Source organism: Pseudomonas sp. GR 6-02 (genome assembly GCF_001655615.1).
Taxonomy (GTDB): domain Bacteria; phylum Pseudomonadota; class Gammaproteobacteria; order Pseudomonadales; family Pseudomonadaceae; genus Aquipseudomonas.
Genome location: NZ_CP011567.1, coordinates 2,913,849 through 2,929,982 on the forward strand (window position 1 = coordinate 2,913,849; position 16,134 = coordinate 2,929,982).

The 16,134-nt window shown below is 61.1% G+C and carries 12 protein-coding genes; all 12 read right to left on the reverse strand.

The features are described from left to right. Positions 1-6 precede the first annotated feature (6 nt). The 12 genes from PGR6_RS12915 to PGR6_RS12970 all read right to left on the reverse strand — a co-directional run bounded on the left by PGR6_RS12915 (position 7) and on the right by PGR6_RS12970 (position 15,863). The gene (locus PGR6_RS12915) at positions 7-1,062 is read right to left on the reverse strand and encodes a hypothetical protein (protein ID WP_064617515.1); all 1,056 of its coding nucleotides are present in this window, start codon (positions 1,060-1,062) and stop codon (positions 7-9) included. Between the two features lie 33 nt (positions 1,063-1,095). Next, entirely contained in the window at positions 1,096-2,904 is a 1,809-nt protein-coding gene (locus PGR6_RS12920; protein ID WP_018928920.1) for a hypothetical protein, read from the reverse strand. Positions 2,905-2,907: 3 nt separating this feature from the next. Next, positions 2,908-4,218: a hypothetical protein gene (locus PGR6_RS12925; RefSeq protein ID WP_064617517.1), complete on the reverse strand. Its 1,311-nt coding sequence runs from the start codon at positions 4,216-4,218 to the stop codon at positions 2,908-2,910. A gap of 19 nt (positions 4,219-4,237) precedes the next feature. After that, positions 4,238-5,155, reverse strand: coding sequence for a hypothetical protein (locus PGR6_RS12930; protein WP_064617519.1), 918 nt, complete (start codon positions 5,153-5,155; stop codon positions 4,238-4,240). Between the two features lie 61 nt (positions 5,156-5,216). Continuing rightward, positions 5,217-7,607: a hypothetical protein gene (locus PGR6_RS12935; protein ID WP_018928923.1), complete on the reverse strand. Its 2,391-nt coding sequence runs from the start codon at positions 7,605-7,607 to the stop codon at positions 5,217-5,219. Between the two features lie 12 nt (positions 7,608-7,619). Then, entirely contained in the window at positions 7,620-8,756 is a 1,137-nt protein-coding gene (locus PGR6_RS12940) for a hypothetical protein (protein WP_018928924.1), read from the reverse strand. Beyond that, on the reverse strand, positions 8,735-10,180 hold the full coding sequence (locus PGR6_RS12945) for an alkaline phosphatase family protein (protein ID WP_064617521.1): 1,446 nt from the start codon (positions 10,178-10,180) through the stop codon (positions 8,735-8,737). The genes PGR6_RS12940 and PGR6_RS12945 overlap by 22 nt, the downstream gene beginning before the upstream one ends. After that, entirely contained in the window at positions 10,170-11,402 is a 1,233-nt protein-coding gene (gene eboE, locus PGR6_RS12950; protein ID WP_064617523.1) for a metabolite traffic protein EboE, read from the reverse strand. Before eboE ends, PGR6_RS12945 begins: the two co-directional genes overlap by 11 nt. After that, positions 11,399-12,283: a TatD family hydrolase gene (locus tag PGR6_RS12955; protein WP_064617525.1), complete on the reverse strand. Its 885-nt coding sequence runs from the start codon at positions 12,281-12,283 to the stop codon at positions 11,399-11,401. Before PGR6_RS12955 ends, eboE begins: the two co-directional genes overlap by 4 nt. A gap of 36 nt (positions 12,284-12,319) precedes the next feature. Next, the gene (locus PGR6_RS12960) at positions 12,320-13,093 is read right to left on the reverse strand and encodes an EboA domain-containing protein (protein WP_064617527.1); all 774 of its coding nucleotides are present in this window, start codon (positions 13,091-13,093) and stop codon (positions 12,320-12,322) included. Beyond that, the gene (locus PGR6_RS12965) at positions 13,090-13,980 is read right to left on the reverse strand and encodes a UbiA family prenyltransferase (RefSeq protein ID WP_064617529.1); all 891 of its coding nucleotides are present in this window, start codon (positions 13,978-13,980) and stop codon (positions 13,090-13,092) included. The genes PGR6_RS12960 and PGR6_RS12965 overlap by 4 nt, the downstream gene beginning before the upstream one ends. Further along, the gene (locus tag PGR6_RS12970) at positions 13,977-15,863 is read right to left on the reverse strand and encodes a 3-dehydroquinate synthase (protein ID WP_064617531.1); all 1,887 of its coding nucleotides are present in this window, start codon (positions 15,861-15,863) and stop codon (positions 13,977-13,979) included. Before PGR6_RS12970 ends, PGR6_RS12965 begins: the two co-directional genes overlap by 4 nt. Between the last annotated feature and the right edge of the window lie 271 nt (positions 15,864-16,134).

The following is a 16,134-nucleotide window of genomic DNA, read 5'->3' on the forward strand; positions in this document are numbered from 1 at the left end:
ACCTTTTCAGAGCTGCACCCGCCGCAGCCTGCCGCTCAACGGGACGACGGTGTTGTCTGGCATGGGCAGTGGCCGGCCGGTCAAACCCATGCCTTCGCTCACCAGTACCGCATCCTCCAGCAGACACAGGTTGGAAGGGGTATCCAGGTCGCGGGCGAGCACGGCGACCTGGGCGGTATGCAAGTTGCAGCTCAGCAGTCGCCCGGTAAAACGGGTAAAGCCGCCATGCAGCGGTTCGCCGTTCCAGTCGGGTGGCAAGGGTTGCTGCAGGCGGTCGCAGAGCTCCAGCACCAACACGTTGCCCTTCGGACACAGCGCCAGTCCGGTCGGCAGTTGCAGGCCACGAATCAGGAGCTCGACTTGCCCACTGTCAGGCCAGACCCGAATCACCTGGCCGGCCTTCTCGGCGAAGTCGATGCCCTTGCGCGTCGGGTCGCCCTGCAACTCTCCGGAAAACAGACTGATCAGCACTGCGTCGGTCGCCGGTTCGTACACCAGGGTCACCGGGACGGCTTCCTGGCCCTGGTCCAGTTCGGGCAACCGGACCAGCACGCGTTCGTCCTGTCCGCTGGCGAATTCCACCAACTGATTGGTATCGGGTTTGACCGCCAGCCAACTGCGGCGGGTCGGGTGGTAGCACAGCGCATTCAGATTGCCACGGCTGTGAAACACCGGTTCGGGCGGTGTGAATTGCAGGTCCAGCAGTTTGGAACCCTCGACGTAATCGGTCTGGCTGACCAGACAGCGCCCGTCACCGCAGGCGATGTCCGACAGCCCCATGATTTCATCGCGCAGCATGCGAGCCTGCATGTTCATGGCGCGAAAACCTTGCGCCAGTATCTCGCCGGGCAGATAGGCGCCGGGCTTGTGCGGATCCGGTCGCAGTCGACTGATACGACCGCTGAAGGGCTGTTCCGGCAGGCCCGAGCCGGCTTCGGTCAGCAGCAGGCTGCCATCGGCCTGCACGCAAATGCCCCGAGGGTTCAGCAGGCCTTCGGCGATGATGGTGCTCGGGCACAGGGTTTCGCTGGGCCGCGCAGGGATATTAATGGGAATGGGCATAGGGCTCTCTCCATGAATAACGGATGGATGCGGTTACTGCGGCGGTTGCCACGGTTCACCGGTGAGATAAGCCCGGAGCAGCGCCCGCTGGCAGGGCGACATCGAGCGCACCACAGGCATGAACAGCGTGGTGCCTTTGTACGCATCCGAAGTTCGGGCGAGAATGGGGTTCTTGGCGCCCATGACCGCGTCGGGCTGATTGAGCGGGATGTAGCGCGACATGGCGGGGAAGGCCAGGTAGTGAAAGCGCAGGACGTTCGGGTACATCAGCTCCCAGGTGATGTGGGTGCCCGCGGGGATGCCGAAGTCGGTCTGTGCGTATTTGCGGAAGCTGGTGAAGTAGCCACTGCTTGGAAGGCCATTGGCCGTGCAGGTCAAGGCGACAAAGCCCGCCTGGGCGGCAGAACCCGCTTTGACGGTGACCGGGAAACTGATCGCGAGCTGGCCAGGGTTAACGGTCAGCGATGCAGGAAAATCGAGGAAATCCCAGTATTGCGGTTCATCGTAAACAGCAGGAGCAGCAGCCTGCAGGTCGATTTCGGTGGCTTTGGGGACCGGACCGCCCAAGTACCTGACCTGCAAGGTGATTGACAGGCCATTGGGGTAGTCCTCCAGGTAGACGTTGCGCTGATCGGCATACACCCGATAGGTCGATTCGGTGGCTTGCAACGTGGTACCGGCGACCTTGCCGGGCGCGTTGATCGCCAGGGCGGCGGTCTGCACTGCCTGTAGCTGGTTGGCGGTCAGGGGCAGGTCGACGATGCCGCCATACACGTAGTAGTCGAATAGAAAGCGGTTGGTCGGGTCCAGGGTGGCCAGTTCAGTGGTGCCTGCGGTGATGGTGACGGGGCCGTAGTTCGCGTTCGGTCCGATAGGGCTGGTGATATCGTCCCTGACGGCCCTGAAGGTTTGCTTCGGAATGACGTTCACCATGTCGATGCTCAGGTAACCGTTGCCGCCCAGGTCGGCATAGCCGGCATTCCCCGTACTCTGGTTGACCAGTTGCCGGCCCGGCTGGCAGTTCAGCGGCTCGTCGGCGAAGGCCGGGGCCAGTGTACCGATGACCCTGCCGATGCTCGGGTTGGGGGTGTATCGGCCGGCGGCATAATCGGCGTCCAGTTGTTCCGTGGTCATCGTGGGGCACATTTCGAACATGACGAAACGCAGGACAATGCCGGTCGCACCCGGTGCCTGGATGATCGAGCGCAGGCCACTGCTGTTCTGGTTCCAGCTGACGATGCTGCTCAAAGGGAAGGTCAGTTGAAACGTACCGCTGGCGTGGAAAGATCCCGGCGCATCCATTTTCGCGGGCAACAGCACACGTCCCGCCACGTCGAAACTGCTGCACACGGTATTACTGCGAATCAGCAACTGGATGTCGCTGTTACCACCAATCTGCAGGCCGCCGACGAATATCTGGGTGGTCGTTGAGGAGGTGGGGTCCAGGTCCACCATCATCGGGCCGGAGACGGGGCCTTGTCCGGTCACCGGATCCACCGAGCCGAGCAGATAAACCGGCTGGCCCACCATGTCGCCGGTGGTGCTGATGCTGCCCGGATTGCCCTGGGAACTGATCAAGGCGTTCTGCATGTCGACGACATGCTGCCCATAGTGATTCCAGCCGCCAGCGGTGTAGTAGTCGCCGTCGGGCGCGTTGATCATGTTGTTCAGCTGATCGTCGGTATAAGACTGAGCAGTCGGCGCCAGGGTCGAGGTGGTCAGGTCGAAGAGCGGCCATTCCTCATTGCCGTCGTAAGGAATGGTGGGGGAGTTGTTTGGCAGGCTGACGTCCGTGCGGATGCCGCCCCAGAAATTCAGGCGTGGTCCATTGAGAATGCTCATGATCTATTCCTCGTCCTTGGTGGTTTTGCCGACAGGCGCGTTGGCGAATTTGAACATGTAGGAGAAATCGGCCTTGTAGGGACTTTTGACCGGTGTCGCCATGGAGTGGCAATTCATGCAGCTGCTGTTGGGCTGGATGTAGCTCTCCATGGTGACGTTGGCCGAGAGCGACGGGGTCGGCTGGCCCAGTGGATTGCTGGGGTTGTCCGGCATCAACGGACGCTGGGTGGTGATGAGCTGGTAGTACTTCAACACGCTTTTTTGCACGTCCGGGTTGGTGCGGTAATTGGTGTTTACCCCGTTGGTGATCTCGGCAATCGGGGTGACCCGGTTCAGCGGGTTCGGGGTCTGGAACGTGGTGCCGGGTTTGGGCACGCAGGCCAGTTGTCCGCCCTGAGTCTGCCAGTCGCAGGGTGACTGGTTGAGGCTGACGAGGGGCGCGGTGGGGTTGAAGTAGGAATAGGTTGTGCCGGGTGTCGGCTGATCGACCCACTCACCGTGTACCAGTTCCTTGGGCGGAACGTTGTCGATCTGCTCGAAGGTCGACCAGATCCACTGTGGATAGCCATTGACCTTGGTGATGATGTGCAGGCCCACCAGGCCCAGGTAGGCCTCGGTGACACCGCTGCGCTGGCCCTGGTCGTTGAACGTGGCCACGCGCGCCAGCATGGTCAGGTAGTGGCTGGCATTGTCGTTGGGGGTGAGGATGCGCCAGCTCGACTTGACCTCGATGACCCCATTGGGGAAGTTGATGTTATTGGCTTTGGAAACGACGTCGGCGTTATAGAAGTTGTTGTTGACGATGTAGTCGTAGGACGTCTCGTTGGCCGAGATGTCGTAGTAGGTCGGGTTACCTGCCTGGTCGATCAGCCAGCCGCCGACGGCCTGGTCGACGGCATTCACCTGGGTGCTGTTCTTCAGCGCGGCGATGTTGATGATGCCCAGGCTTTTGGCGGTCTGCGGGGTATTCCACGGGCCAGGATTGGCACCCCTCGGCAGAAAGATTTCCTCCACGGTCTTGTAGGTTTGCCAAACGGTGTAGCCGGGATCCCCAAGCTGTTTGGCGCAGTCGGGATCACCTCGTTGCCCATCCTGTGCGGGCCAGTTCAAAGCGATGAACATCTGCCAGCTGTATTGATCGAACTGGTCCTGACTGGCGGTGGCGACCGGCGCGGTGCTGGGGGGTTGGCAACTCAGGTTACTGGCCTGCGTCGACGGCATGGCCTGTTCTCGGGCCAGGGCCTGCTCCAGGATCAAGGCCGGCAGACTGGCCAGGCCCACTAACATCACGCAGAAACGGAATGTGGTTTTCATGGCGATCCTTCGTCGTTATTCAGGGTTTGCGTTGCATGAGCTTGTTCCACTGCGCCTTTTGGCCGTTGCTCTGTGACGCCGGTGGCTCGAACAATTGGCAGGGCGGCGGATTCGCCGGGCACATGGCGGCCACTTGCGCCCAGGTCTGGGCCGGGTCCGGTTTGGCGATGCGGAAGTTGGTGTAGTTCTGGCTGACGATGGGGGCGTTGGCGACGCTGGCATCACCGGAGAAATAGAACGATTGCGGATGCCGGTAGGGCGGTTGTCCCGTGACGTTCTTGTAGAAGGCGTAGCCGAACAGGATCGGGCCTTGTGGCGAGTCGACATCCAGGGCATAGGCTTGCACGCTGCCATTGAGGTTCTGGCTGCGCGCGGCACTGTAGGGCAGGTGCTTGATGAAATCCTGCCGTGGTGGGTGGTTCATCGGCGAGAACATGCAGCAGGCCGGCATGTCCTTGGGACGGTCCTGGGGATAGGTCAGGAAGTAGGCCTTGTTGCCCAGCGACACGAAGGAGCAGGTGTAGTTGTTGTTCTTGATCGGGAAGATCGGCAGGCAGTATTTCTCGTAGTGTTCCATCATCGCGCCGAAGCCGTCGCCATCCGGCGGGATGTAGGCGGTGTCGTAGTAACTGGTGCCGCGAGAGACGGTGTAGTCCGCCGGGGTCAGGGTGGTGGGTGGATTGCTGTAGGGCGGCGGGTTTTTCTCGTAGTTGTGCATCACCCGGTACATGGTCCAGTCGCTGATCCAGTAGGCCGGGAAAAACGGATCGGAAGGCTCGCCCGGTGCTCGTGTTGCGATGCAATTACCGTTCTGTTCATTGCACCCCTCGGTGTTGTGCACCCCCATGGTGAAGTACACGGCACCGCTGTCCTGGGCGAAAACAGGCGGGCTGAGCAGCAGGATCAACAGCAACAACCGGTCCAAGATGATTTTCATAGGACACCTCCTGTGAAGTACCGGGTGACGGACTCGCCACCCGGTAATCCGGCGTGAAACGTCAAAGGTTGTTGTAGTCGCTCATGGAGAGCGTCTTGGGTGGAAAGTTGAGCTTCACCAGACGTTTGGCCCACAGCTGCAGTATGGCGCGGCGGCTTTGCGACAGGTCTCGGGTGATGGGCATGGCCAGGGTGCTTTCGTCCTGGTTCTCCTTGTTGATCAATATGAGTAACTGGTCGACGGCGCCCTCCACCCGCGTGCGTGAATCAAGGGGCATGTACTTGTTCATGATGGGGTAGAGGTAATAGAACGACTGCAGGACCTTTGGAAAGATGAACGTGTTCCATATTTCTTCCGGGGCTTGCGTGGAGGTGCATATGCCGTTCCAGGTGTCGATGAACTCCTGTTGCAACTTCATGTCCAGCGGCAGGACCCGCAGCGGAGCAAGGAAGTCGACGTAGGCCTCGCCGAGCGGGAAGCTGAAGGGGATGGCCGGGTCGTCGCTGTTTTCCTTCACGAAGAAGCGCAGGGTGGGGAAGCCTGGCGCCATGCCTGTGTAGCCCAGCTCGGCGATGCCTTGGTCATTGGTGGTGATGACGGTATAGGAGCAAACCACCTTCGTTCTCTGGTCGTCGTTCAGCGTGCCGGTGACTGTTTTGGCATTGTCCAGGGACAGGCAGGGGCGCAGGTTGACTGCGATCGGTTTGCCGGAAACGAGGAAATCTTGATAGCCGATCGGGTTGCCGCTGGGTTTGGGCACGTCCTCCAAGGCGGTCAGTCGTCGGCCGCTGCCGGTGCTGCGGTAGTGGATGACCGGGGCAGCGTCGATGAACTGGGGCAGGTTGGCCGTGTTCTTTGCGCGGTCCGTCGGGTTGTCATAGAACAGGGTGAAGTTGGCCGCGTTGCTGAACGCCAGATAGTAGTCGCTGCTGGTCACCATGTAGGGGTTGCCATATTCGGCCACCCACAGTGTGGTGTTGGCGGCCGGCTTGCCATCGTTCTGCACCATGATGTGCAGCGTCTTGTGGTCACCAACGTCAACGAAGCTGCCGCTTTCGATCACCTCGGCGGTCCATGTCTGCTGGATGGCGGCGCGGGTGGGGGGAGCGCCGTTCTTGCCCAGCTGACGTAGAATCAGGGGACCGGATTGCAATACACCCTTGGTATAGTCATTGAGGGAGATATCGAGAATACCCGAGCGCTGGTTGAAGGCTGCTTGCCGGTAGTCCACGTAGTTCAAGATGACCGCCGGCTTGAATGTTCCATCCACCTCGGCGCCCAAATGGTAGGTACCGGCGTTGAATTTTTCCGGGACGGGGATATCGACCATGGCGTCCAGGGGATAGCTCGGAAAGGTGTTGCCCAGGTCAAGTGACAAGGTATCACCGGTAATCTGCGCCGAGATCACGCCCAACTTGGCTTGTTTTACATCCTGGATATGGAAACTCATTCGGTTCATCGACACCGGTTGATCGGCCACCAGTCGCCGTCCGGCGGGCGCGGTGGGGTATTCATCGGCGAACCACAAGCCCAGGACCGCTGAAGTACGGCTGTAGGCAGGGTTGAAGAAAATCTCGTTGACGTTGTGCAAGCCCTTTCTGTAAAGGTCGCGCACATCCGCCATGATGTTCGGGTCGTTGGAACGGGTGTTGGGGCGCTGCGGGTAGTCGTTGAATATGCCGTTCTTGTCATAGCAGGTCAGGTACACGGAAAACCGGAACATCAGGCCCTGCGCCCGTTGCTCCTCCATCTGCTGCTTCAGGCTGGTCAACAGGGCGGAGTTGCCGGTCGCCCATTCCAGATTTTCCTTGGGGAAGCAGGTCTGCCAGGTGGTGCTGACGTTCATCAGGCCATTACCCAGGCCTGCCCAACTGAAGTTCAGGAAACGGTCCATCATCCGGTACTTGCGGTTGAGGGTCAGGCCGCAGTTCGAGTCCCCCAGCACCAATTTGTCGAAGTACAGCGCCGTGAACGTGTTTTGCCATGGGCTGATGTCCACGAAGCGCGCCGGGGTCGGGGTATTGCTGCCCAGGGGGCTGCCGAGCAACTGGTATTGTTTGCCGACCAGCGGGTCCTGGCTGATGTAGTTATTGATCTTCAATTCGCCGCCGATGACGGTCGAAGTGGTTTTCCCGTAGTTCACCAGGCCGCAACCGTTGTCGCCGAACAGATCCCATTCGGCGGGCATGTACGGGTCATGGTTCGTATTGATATTGTTTGGCACCTGCTGTACGTAGGTCGGCATGTTAGCCATGTACTGCGTCGAGATGGTCCATGGCATCAGTCTGTCTGGGGCGTTGTGCTGGTCGACGCCGAAGTGCTTCACGAACGGCCAGTTGATGTCCATGTTCACTGCGTCATACAGCGGGAACATGTCGTTGTTGTTGGCCGTCGGCGGGTTCCAGAACATCTCGCCGTTGAGGTAGATGCGGGGAAAGTTCAGTACGCTCATGTCGTGCTCTCCTTAGCGTTGCCACTGGGCATGTTTCAGCGACCAGACAAAATCCAGTTTCTGATAACCGGTGAAGGCCGTGTCCGGCAGCGGTGTGGTGGGGTAGGTAAGGCCGCCGCCGCTCGGTATGGCGAAATTGAAATAACCATCCTGCTTCGAGTAGGCGGCGGTGCCGTGGCAGGCCAGGCAGGACGAATTGGCCTGGAATGCCGATTCCAACTGCGAGTTCGCCAGGACCTGGGTCTTGGGTTGGTATTCCACGCCGATCAACTCGTATTTCGACAGCTTTGGGTTATTGGCCTGGAACTGCGTATTGACCGGTATGGCAGCCGATGTCGGTCCGGTGCTGTTTTTCATCGGCGCGGACGGTTGGCCCTTGGTCACGGTGTACTTGCTGTTGTTGACGTTCTCGAAGGTGGTCCAGACCCAGCTGGAATCCAGTTTGTTGACCACATGCAAGCCGCTCAGCGCCGCGTAGCCAACCTTGTACCCGGTGCCTATCGAGTAATAGGCCTGGGCAACGTAGTAGCCGTCGGCTTCCAGCTTCTTCTTGTAAGCCATGTCCGCGCCGATCCACAGCCAGGAGGCTTTCAACTCCCAGGCCGTGGCCGGAAAGTTCAGATTGCTCGTCAGGGCGTCCTGACCATTCATGTTGTAGACGTTTTTGCTGACGATGTAGTCGTAAGTGTCCTTGGACATCAGCAGTTGAAAGCGCACGACGAGGCCTTGCTGTGCGGCTGGCACGGCGCCGCCCATTTCCAGGCTCAGCCCGTCGACCTGCTGGGTGGCATTGAGGTTGTGCAGGAGACGGTTCGAGTCCAGCCCCAGGGCCTTGGCTTGTCTGAGCACCTCGCCCGGCAGCTTCATGCGGCTGTCATACGAGCCAGGGTTGACGCCATTGGCCAGGTAGACCTGGTCGGAAGGCTTGAACGACTCCCACACGCGGTTGTAACCCTGGGCGTCGGGCTGGTTCAGGCAGACGAACCAGTTCCAGGCCATGGTCTCGGGGTGCTTGTTGAACGCCGTACGGGTCTGGTCGGCACTGATTCCAAATTGCAGGAAGTTGCTGCAGTTGAAGTTGTTGGTGTCCTGTGCCTGAGCCAAACCGGCCAAGGCACTCAGAACTGTTATAGAAATGGCTCGCCGCATGGAAGCTCCTTGGCATTGGCCGGGTCGGTGTGTGAATGCCCCAGGAAGTGTTCCAGGAGCAGTTGCTTCACTGCCGTGGCCGCAAGGCGCTGGGGCAACGGCAGATCGCAATTGGTGATGAGCAGCGGGCCGGTGTTCTCGCTGTCGGGCAGGCGACCATGGCTGCCACGGACCAGGCGGGTGTCCAGCGGAATCAGGTCCATGTAGTAGCGAAAGCCGAGCTTTTTCTGCAGCAGGCGGCGCGCCACTTTCAATTTGGGGAAGCGAATGGCCGGGTCGATGAACAGTTCCAGCGGGTCGTAGCCGGGCTTGCGATGGATGTCCACGGTGCGGGCAAAGTCGGGTGCCTTGTGATCGTCGAACCAGTAGTAGTAATCGAACCAGTAACCCGGCGCGGCCACGGTCACCAGCTCGCCGCTGCGCGGATGATCCAGTTGCCAGGCCCGTTGTTCGGCTTTATCCAGCACCTGCTCGATGCCGGGCTGGCGCTGCAGCAGCGCTTTGACGCGAGGAATGTCTTGCGCCTGCCTCACGTAGATGTGCGCGACCTGATGATCGGCCACGGCAAAGGCCGCGCTGGCGCCAGGGTCGAGCAACTCCCAGGTCAGCGATTGGCGCACCTGCAACAAGCCTTCCGAGCGCAACAGCCGGTTAATTGATATGGATTGCTGTACCGCTTCGATCCCATATTCGGACAACAGCATCACCGCCGCGCCTTGCTCCTGGGCAAAGGCCAGCAGGCGACCCACTTCACTGTCGATGGCCCGCACCTCGTCGGCAATCGACGGATGATCAGGGCCCAGTCGCTGCAGGCAATAGTCGAGATGCGGCAGGTAGACCAACTGCAGGTCCGGTCGATCGAGCTGGAATTCGGCGATGGCGCAGTCGACGATCCAGCGGCTCGATGCGATGCCGGCCGCCGGCCCCCAGAAACCCGGAAACGGAAATTCACCGATCTGCTGCTCGATACGCTCATGCAACGAGGCCGGTGACGAATACAGGCCGAACATCTTGCGGCCATCGGCCGGGTAGTGCGGGCGTGGGGTGATGGCCGCATCCACGTCCGCATACATGTTGTACCACCAGAACAACTGGCTGCAGCGAAAACCCGGGAGTTCGCGCTTGAGCGTCTGCCAGACCTTTTCTCCCTGGATCAGTGCGTTGGGTTGCAGCCAGAAACGCACTTCAGCCTGGTCACGAAAATACCAGCCATTGCCGACGATGCCGTGTTCCGACGGCGACGCGCCGGTGAGGATCGAGGCCTGCACTGTAGAAGTGACCGCCGGAAACACCGGTTGCAGGCTGGCCATTTTCGCCGTTTTCAACAGGGCATTGATGTGCGGTGTCGCCGGCCCCAGCAGCGCCGGGGTCAGCCCGACCACGTTGATCAGCAGCAGCGGTTGACGCGGGTGATCAGAGGGCATCGGCGTACGCCTCCCGCACTTGGGGTTGCAGCAATTGACGCTGGCGCAGTTGTTCTTCGACCCAGTGCAGTTCTGCGGCGATTCCCTGCAGTTGGGCGTGCTCGGTGTTGGGCCGCAGTTGCGCGGGCAGGACGCCCCAGCTGTAGGTTTCCACTTCCAGCACGGGACGAAAATCCCCATGGTCTGCGAGAAAGTCGAAAGTCTGCGACAGCGCGATCTGGCTGCCGCTGAGCTCACGCAGCAGCAAGTGTTCGCTGAACAGCGGGATGTGGAAATGAATCCGCAGTTCGGGGTACTGCCCCAGGTTATTGGCGCAATCGTCGAGGGCGGCGGGCAGGTCGGCCCAGCCCGATAACCGCGCCTGCGCATCTCGGGCTTTGACTTGATGCAGGTAGGTGGTTTCGGCGAAGTCGCTCAAGGTCTTGAGCACGTGTTCGCGCCGGTTGTGGTCTTCAGCGGGCAGGTGACAAATCAGCGCGTTGGACAGCTGGATCTTGCCGACAGGCACTCGGGCCTGGCGCAGCTTTTCCAGCGACTGATAGCAGTGTTCGAAAACCACGGCCTGGTGGCAGACATCAAAACACAGCGCCAGATAGTCATGGTGCGGATCGCTGGCTTGGTAGCGGTGGAAGAAGGCGATGGCCTGGTCGGTGTTTTCCAGCACGCAGTCCGGCTCCATCTCCAGGCAGAACACGATCTTCTTGCCCGTCTCCCGATGCAGCCTGGCCAGTGAAGCCGTGAGTTGGCGCAGCAGGTGTTCGGCACGCTGCTGTCGCCGCGGGTTCCAGTCGGCGGCATAGCCCAGCGGTACGGTGGAAATCACGCCTTGGGGGCAATCCGACGGCAGGGCGTGCGCCAGGATTCGGGCCAGATTCAGGCTGTACGCCAGCCGTTTCGGATCAGTCCAGTTGGGCAAATAGACGTCGGCTTTCACCGCGCCCTGATGAAATTGGCCATAGGGAAAGCCGTTAAGTGAAGTCAGCCGCAGCCCGCTGCGTTGCAGCAGGCTGAGGAAGTCCGCGCGAGCTGACGCCTGCTGTAGTTCGGCCGCGGCGAGGGCGCTGATCCACAGCCCACTGTCTTGCTCGTTCAGGCCGCGCAGGGTGCGCACACCCCGGAAATGCCATTCGATGGATGACCGTAGTCCCGCCAGGTCACGGGTCGGGTGCACATTGCTGCAATAACCGACCTGCGCGGCAGCCCAACCCGTGCCGGCACTCATTTGATCACCGGTTCCTGGCCACGCAGGGCAGAGTTCTCCTGCCACTGCCGACGCTGGTCGATGGGCAGCGGGGTGCTGACCAGGGTCTTGTCCAGTTGGCCGCTTTGGGCAAAAAAGTCCACGGGGTTGTGGAACAGCACCTGTTCGACCTGGCTTTCGCTGAAGCCGGCAGCCAGCATCGCTTCGCCTGTTTTCGGCACCTTGAGCGGATCGCTGATGCCCCAGTCGGCGGCGCTGTTGACCACCATTTTCTCGGTGCCGTACTGCTGCAACAGGGCGACCATGCGCTGTTCCGACATCTTGGTGTTGGGGTAGATCGAATGGCCGCGCCAGCAGTCGCTGTCCAGCACCAGCGGCAGGGTCAGTTCGTTGAGGTGGTCGATGATCACCAGGTGCTCGGCAATCCCGACTTCGCGAATCACCGCCAGGGTGCGTTTGGTGCCACCGATCTTGTCGCGGTGCGGGGTGTGCACCAGCACCGGCAAATTGAATTGTCTGGCCAGCTCCAGCTGAGCGGCGAGGAAGCGATCTTCCTCCGGGGTGATGTCGTCGTAGCCGATTTCGCCGACCGCCACGACACCGTCTTTCACCAAGTAGCGCGGCAGAATCTCCAGCACTTCATTGGCCACCGACAGGTCATTGGCCTCCTTTGGGTTGAGGCCGATGGTGCAGAAATGATGAATGCCGAACATGCTGGCGCGAAAGCGCTCCCAGCCCAACAGGGTGTCGAAATAGTCGATGAAACTGCCGACGCTGGTCCTGGCCTGACCCTGCCAGAAGGCCGGTTCGATCACCCCGGTGATGCCGGCGGCGGCCATGTTCTGGTAGTCATCGGTGGTGCGGCTGACCATATGAATATGCGGGTCGAAGTACTTGAGCATGGTAAATCCTCGTCAAGGAAAAGGAGTCGTTGAGTGTCAGTTCTGTGAGGTGCCGGCCAAGTACTCATGCCACTCAGGCGGCAAGCGTTGCTGCTGACTCAGGCCGGCCAGGCGCTGGTGTTGCGCCGGGCTGAGCAGGTCGAAGGCAATCACTCGGGGCAGCCCGGCGGACACCGTTCGTTCGGCGGCGAGCTGTTCGTCCAGCAGGTCGAGGGCCAGCTGGTTGAGGGCGACGCTGTGTCGTTGCGTCAGGCCGATCAGGCGTCGTATATCGAGCCCCATGCCCAGCGCCTTCAGCACCAATTGATGGAAGGCCCGTTCGCTGTAATGGCGCGATGGGTAAAGGGTGTCGAGCGCGAGGGCGGCGAACACCTGGCTGTTACTGGTACGCCCGGCCTGCAGCGCCAGTTCCACGCAAAGCCCGCGACTGTCGAGCCAGTCGAGGGCCTTCAGGGTGGCGATTTTTTCTTGATCGTCACCCCACAGGAACAGTTGGCGCAGCAACGGCAGTTGCCCTGCGAGGGGCTGTTGCTCCAGGACCTGAGCCAGCAACAATGCCCGCGCCAGTTGGACACTGCTCCAGTCGGGACTGTGGGGCAGCGATTGCTCCTTGAGGTTGCGCTTGCACTGGCTGCTCAACAGCGCCGCGGTATTGCCGTCCGGGCGTTGGGCAAGCTGCTCCTGGGCCTGGCGCCACCACTGCAGCTCGGTGTCATCGAGCTGTTGGGTGAGGGCCTGGTGTTGTTCGGCGAGGCAGTCGTGGCGTATTTCGAGAGCCGCCGATGGCGATGCAGTGACGTCCATGTTCATGTCGGTTTGATCCAGCGCTGGAAGTGTGGAAGCAGGAAAAACACCAGAACGCATAACAGGCTGCCCAGCGGCTGGTTGGCCACAGCCAGCACCAGGGCATCAAACAGTGGCAGAGCCGCCAGGCCAGCGCCGATAAAGGCACGGACTTGCCGTTGCTGCGGGTTGGCCAAGTGGTGCCAGTAATGCCAGCCCAGCCAGCCAAGCCAGAGCAGTAGCACCGGCCAGAACCAGACGTTGTCGGAATAGATCGCCAGCGCCAGCGGGCTCAACATCAGCAGTAGCGGCAGGCGGCTGAGCAACTGGTTGTTGTGCTCCTGACGAGCCAGGTAGGTCAGGCCGCTGATGTAGACGCCAAGCAACATGGCGCACAGCCAGATCGGCTCCGGCGGCACCGCCAGGCTGGCCGCCGCCGTCAGGTAGAGGGCCGAGCGGCAGGCGCCCATCAGCCAGACGCTGTGGGCGTATTTCTTGTGCAGCACGTTGTAGCCGAGGATGCAGCCCACCAGCAGGGTGGCGCTACCCAGCAACCAGTGCGGTTGATCGATCAACCGGCTCAGGCCCAATACCGAGGCCGCAGCCAGTATCAGCAACAGCGCAGTAGCCAGCCCCACTTGCTGGCGGCTGACCAGACCCAACGTGATAGGGCGGGGATTGTGGTGCTGTTGGTCCCAGTCGGCGTCCAGCAGGTCGTTCAATAACATGCCGGCCAGATACAGCAACGACAGCGCGGCCAACAGCAGGATCCACACCAGCGACGACGGCGGCGCCAGGGCACCAGCGCTGCTGGCGAGCAGGGCGGCGGCCAAGGTGTTGGTCCACACGGTGGGCAGGTTGGATACCCGACCGAGGGTCATCCAGGTTTTCAGGTTCAGTGGTGTCTGGCTCATTGCGCGCAGCCCTCGCTGAGGGTGAGCGCCGGATCGATGCGGGTCGACAGCCGTTGCAGCGCCTGTTCCATCCGCGCGGCATCGATCTCGTGCAGGTCCACCGACTCGCCGATCCGGCTGAGCATGGGGATGGAGAGTTGCCCGCCCAGGTGCTGGCGGAATTCCTCCAGACCGAGCAGAACCAGCGAGCGTCCCTGTGCATCTTTCAAGGTCAGTTCCGGCGGGCTCAGGCTGAAGCCGAGCTTGAGCAACAGGTTCAGCAGCCGTTCGGTGTCGGCATCGCTCAACAACCCCAGGGCATTGGCATAGAGCCCATCCAGGGCCATGCCCACCGCCACGGCTTCACCATGGCGTAGTCGGTGCTGGCTGAGGTTTTCCAGTTTGTGCGCGGCCCAATGCCCGTAATCCAGTGGCCGTCCGTTACCGCGCTCGAAGGGGTCGCCGGCACCGGTGATGTGCGCCAGGTGCAGTTCGGCGCAGCGGCGAATGGCATAGCGGCTGGCCGAGTGATCGAAGTGGGCGAGGGCGTCGGCCTGTTGTTCCATCCATTGGAAGAAGGCCTGGTCTTTGATCAGCGCCACTTTTACCGCCTCGGCCAGCCCGGCGATCTGGTCGCGGCGGGTCAGGCTGGTCAGCAGCTGGAAGTCGTTGATTACCGCGGTGGCGGGGTAGAAGGCGCCCAGCAGGTTCTTCTGGCCGAAGGCATTGATGCCGTTTTTCACCCCGATGCCGGCGTCGTTCTGCGCCAGCACGGTGCTCGGGATGCGGATCAGGCGAATGCCACGGTGGAAGGTGGCGCAGGCGTAGCCCACCGCATCCAGCACCGCACCGCCGCCCAGGGCCAGCACATAGCAATGCCGGTCCAGCCCATGCTGCAGCATATCGGTGTAAAGCTGCTGCAACACCTGTGAATCCTTGCTCAGTTCGCCGGCCGGCACTGCAATCGGCGCGGCCTGCAAATGCAGGTCCGCCGCATGGGCGGCAAAGTAGGCGTCGATCTGTTCCAGCAGGTGCGGGGCGCTTTGCAGCAGTTGTTCATCGGCGAACACCAGCACCGTCACCGGGCCCCGGTGCTGTGGGGTGAGTCGTGCGGTGAGCTGGTGATGCAGACACGGATTGGACGGCTCGAACAGGTGATCGGTGAACACCACCGGGTAGTCGTAACGGACCTCGAAACGCCCGTGCAGGGAATGCTCGGCGTTTTGCTTGCGCAAGGTTTTGAACAGGCTGTACCCGGCGATAAACAGCCCGGGCAACACCATGCTGGCGAGCAGGGTCACCAGCAGCGCGTTCTGCTCGACGAGGTAGATGCCGATGGCGCTGTAGGCCAGTGCCAGACCGGCATTGGCCAGGGTGGTCACTAACACGAACGCGGGCAGCGGATAACGTTGCATCCCGGCGGCCACCACCGAGGTTTCGGCCAATACCGGCACGCCGCGCAGGCAGATCAACGACAGCGTGCCCAGCTTGTACGCCAGTTGCCCCGGCTGGCGCTGATGCAGGCCCAGGCGGCCGGACAGCAGCCGAAAATAGCCCGCCCCCAGCGCATACCCCAGTCCGGCCCCCAGGCACAGCCCCACGAAAATCACCAGGTAGCCGCCAACAGCGCCGAGCATGGCCACGGCCAGCAGCGCGACCATGCTCGAAGGCACCGGCAGCACCACGTCCAGCGCGAGCAGGGCGATCAGCAGCAGGGCCAGGTTGAGTTTTTGGGTGGGAGTGGAAGGCTGGTACAAGTTGAGATGGGTCAGGAAGTCCTGGATCTGTTGTTCGAACAACAGAAAGCTGGCGATCACCAAGCCTGAGAAGCAAAGCAATGAAATCCAGAAATGACCGGCAGGCCCCCGTTGCGAGAACGCACGATACCCATGGCTGCGCTTCATCAAGCATCCCTCTTTATTTTTATGACTGATTCCGTGTCAGTAATTAAAAGCAGCGTCTGGTTGGTTTTAGATCAATAGATTCTCTCGCCTGAGGGGCTGGTTTATGTACGGTTTGGTTACGCCTGTAGAGATAGTTCTGAACTTAGACGGTCGTGGTGTTTTTGCAAGGCGGCCTGATGGCGATCTGACTTTTTTCACCTGCGTGAACGCGACCCGTAGCAGCTGTCGAGCCTGCGAGGCTGCGTTCGGCGGCGCAGCCGTCGTGAATCCG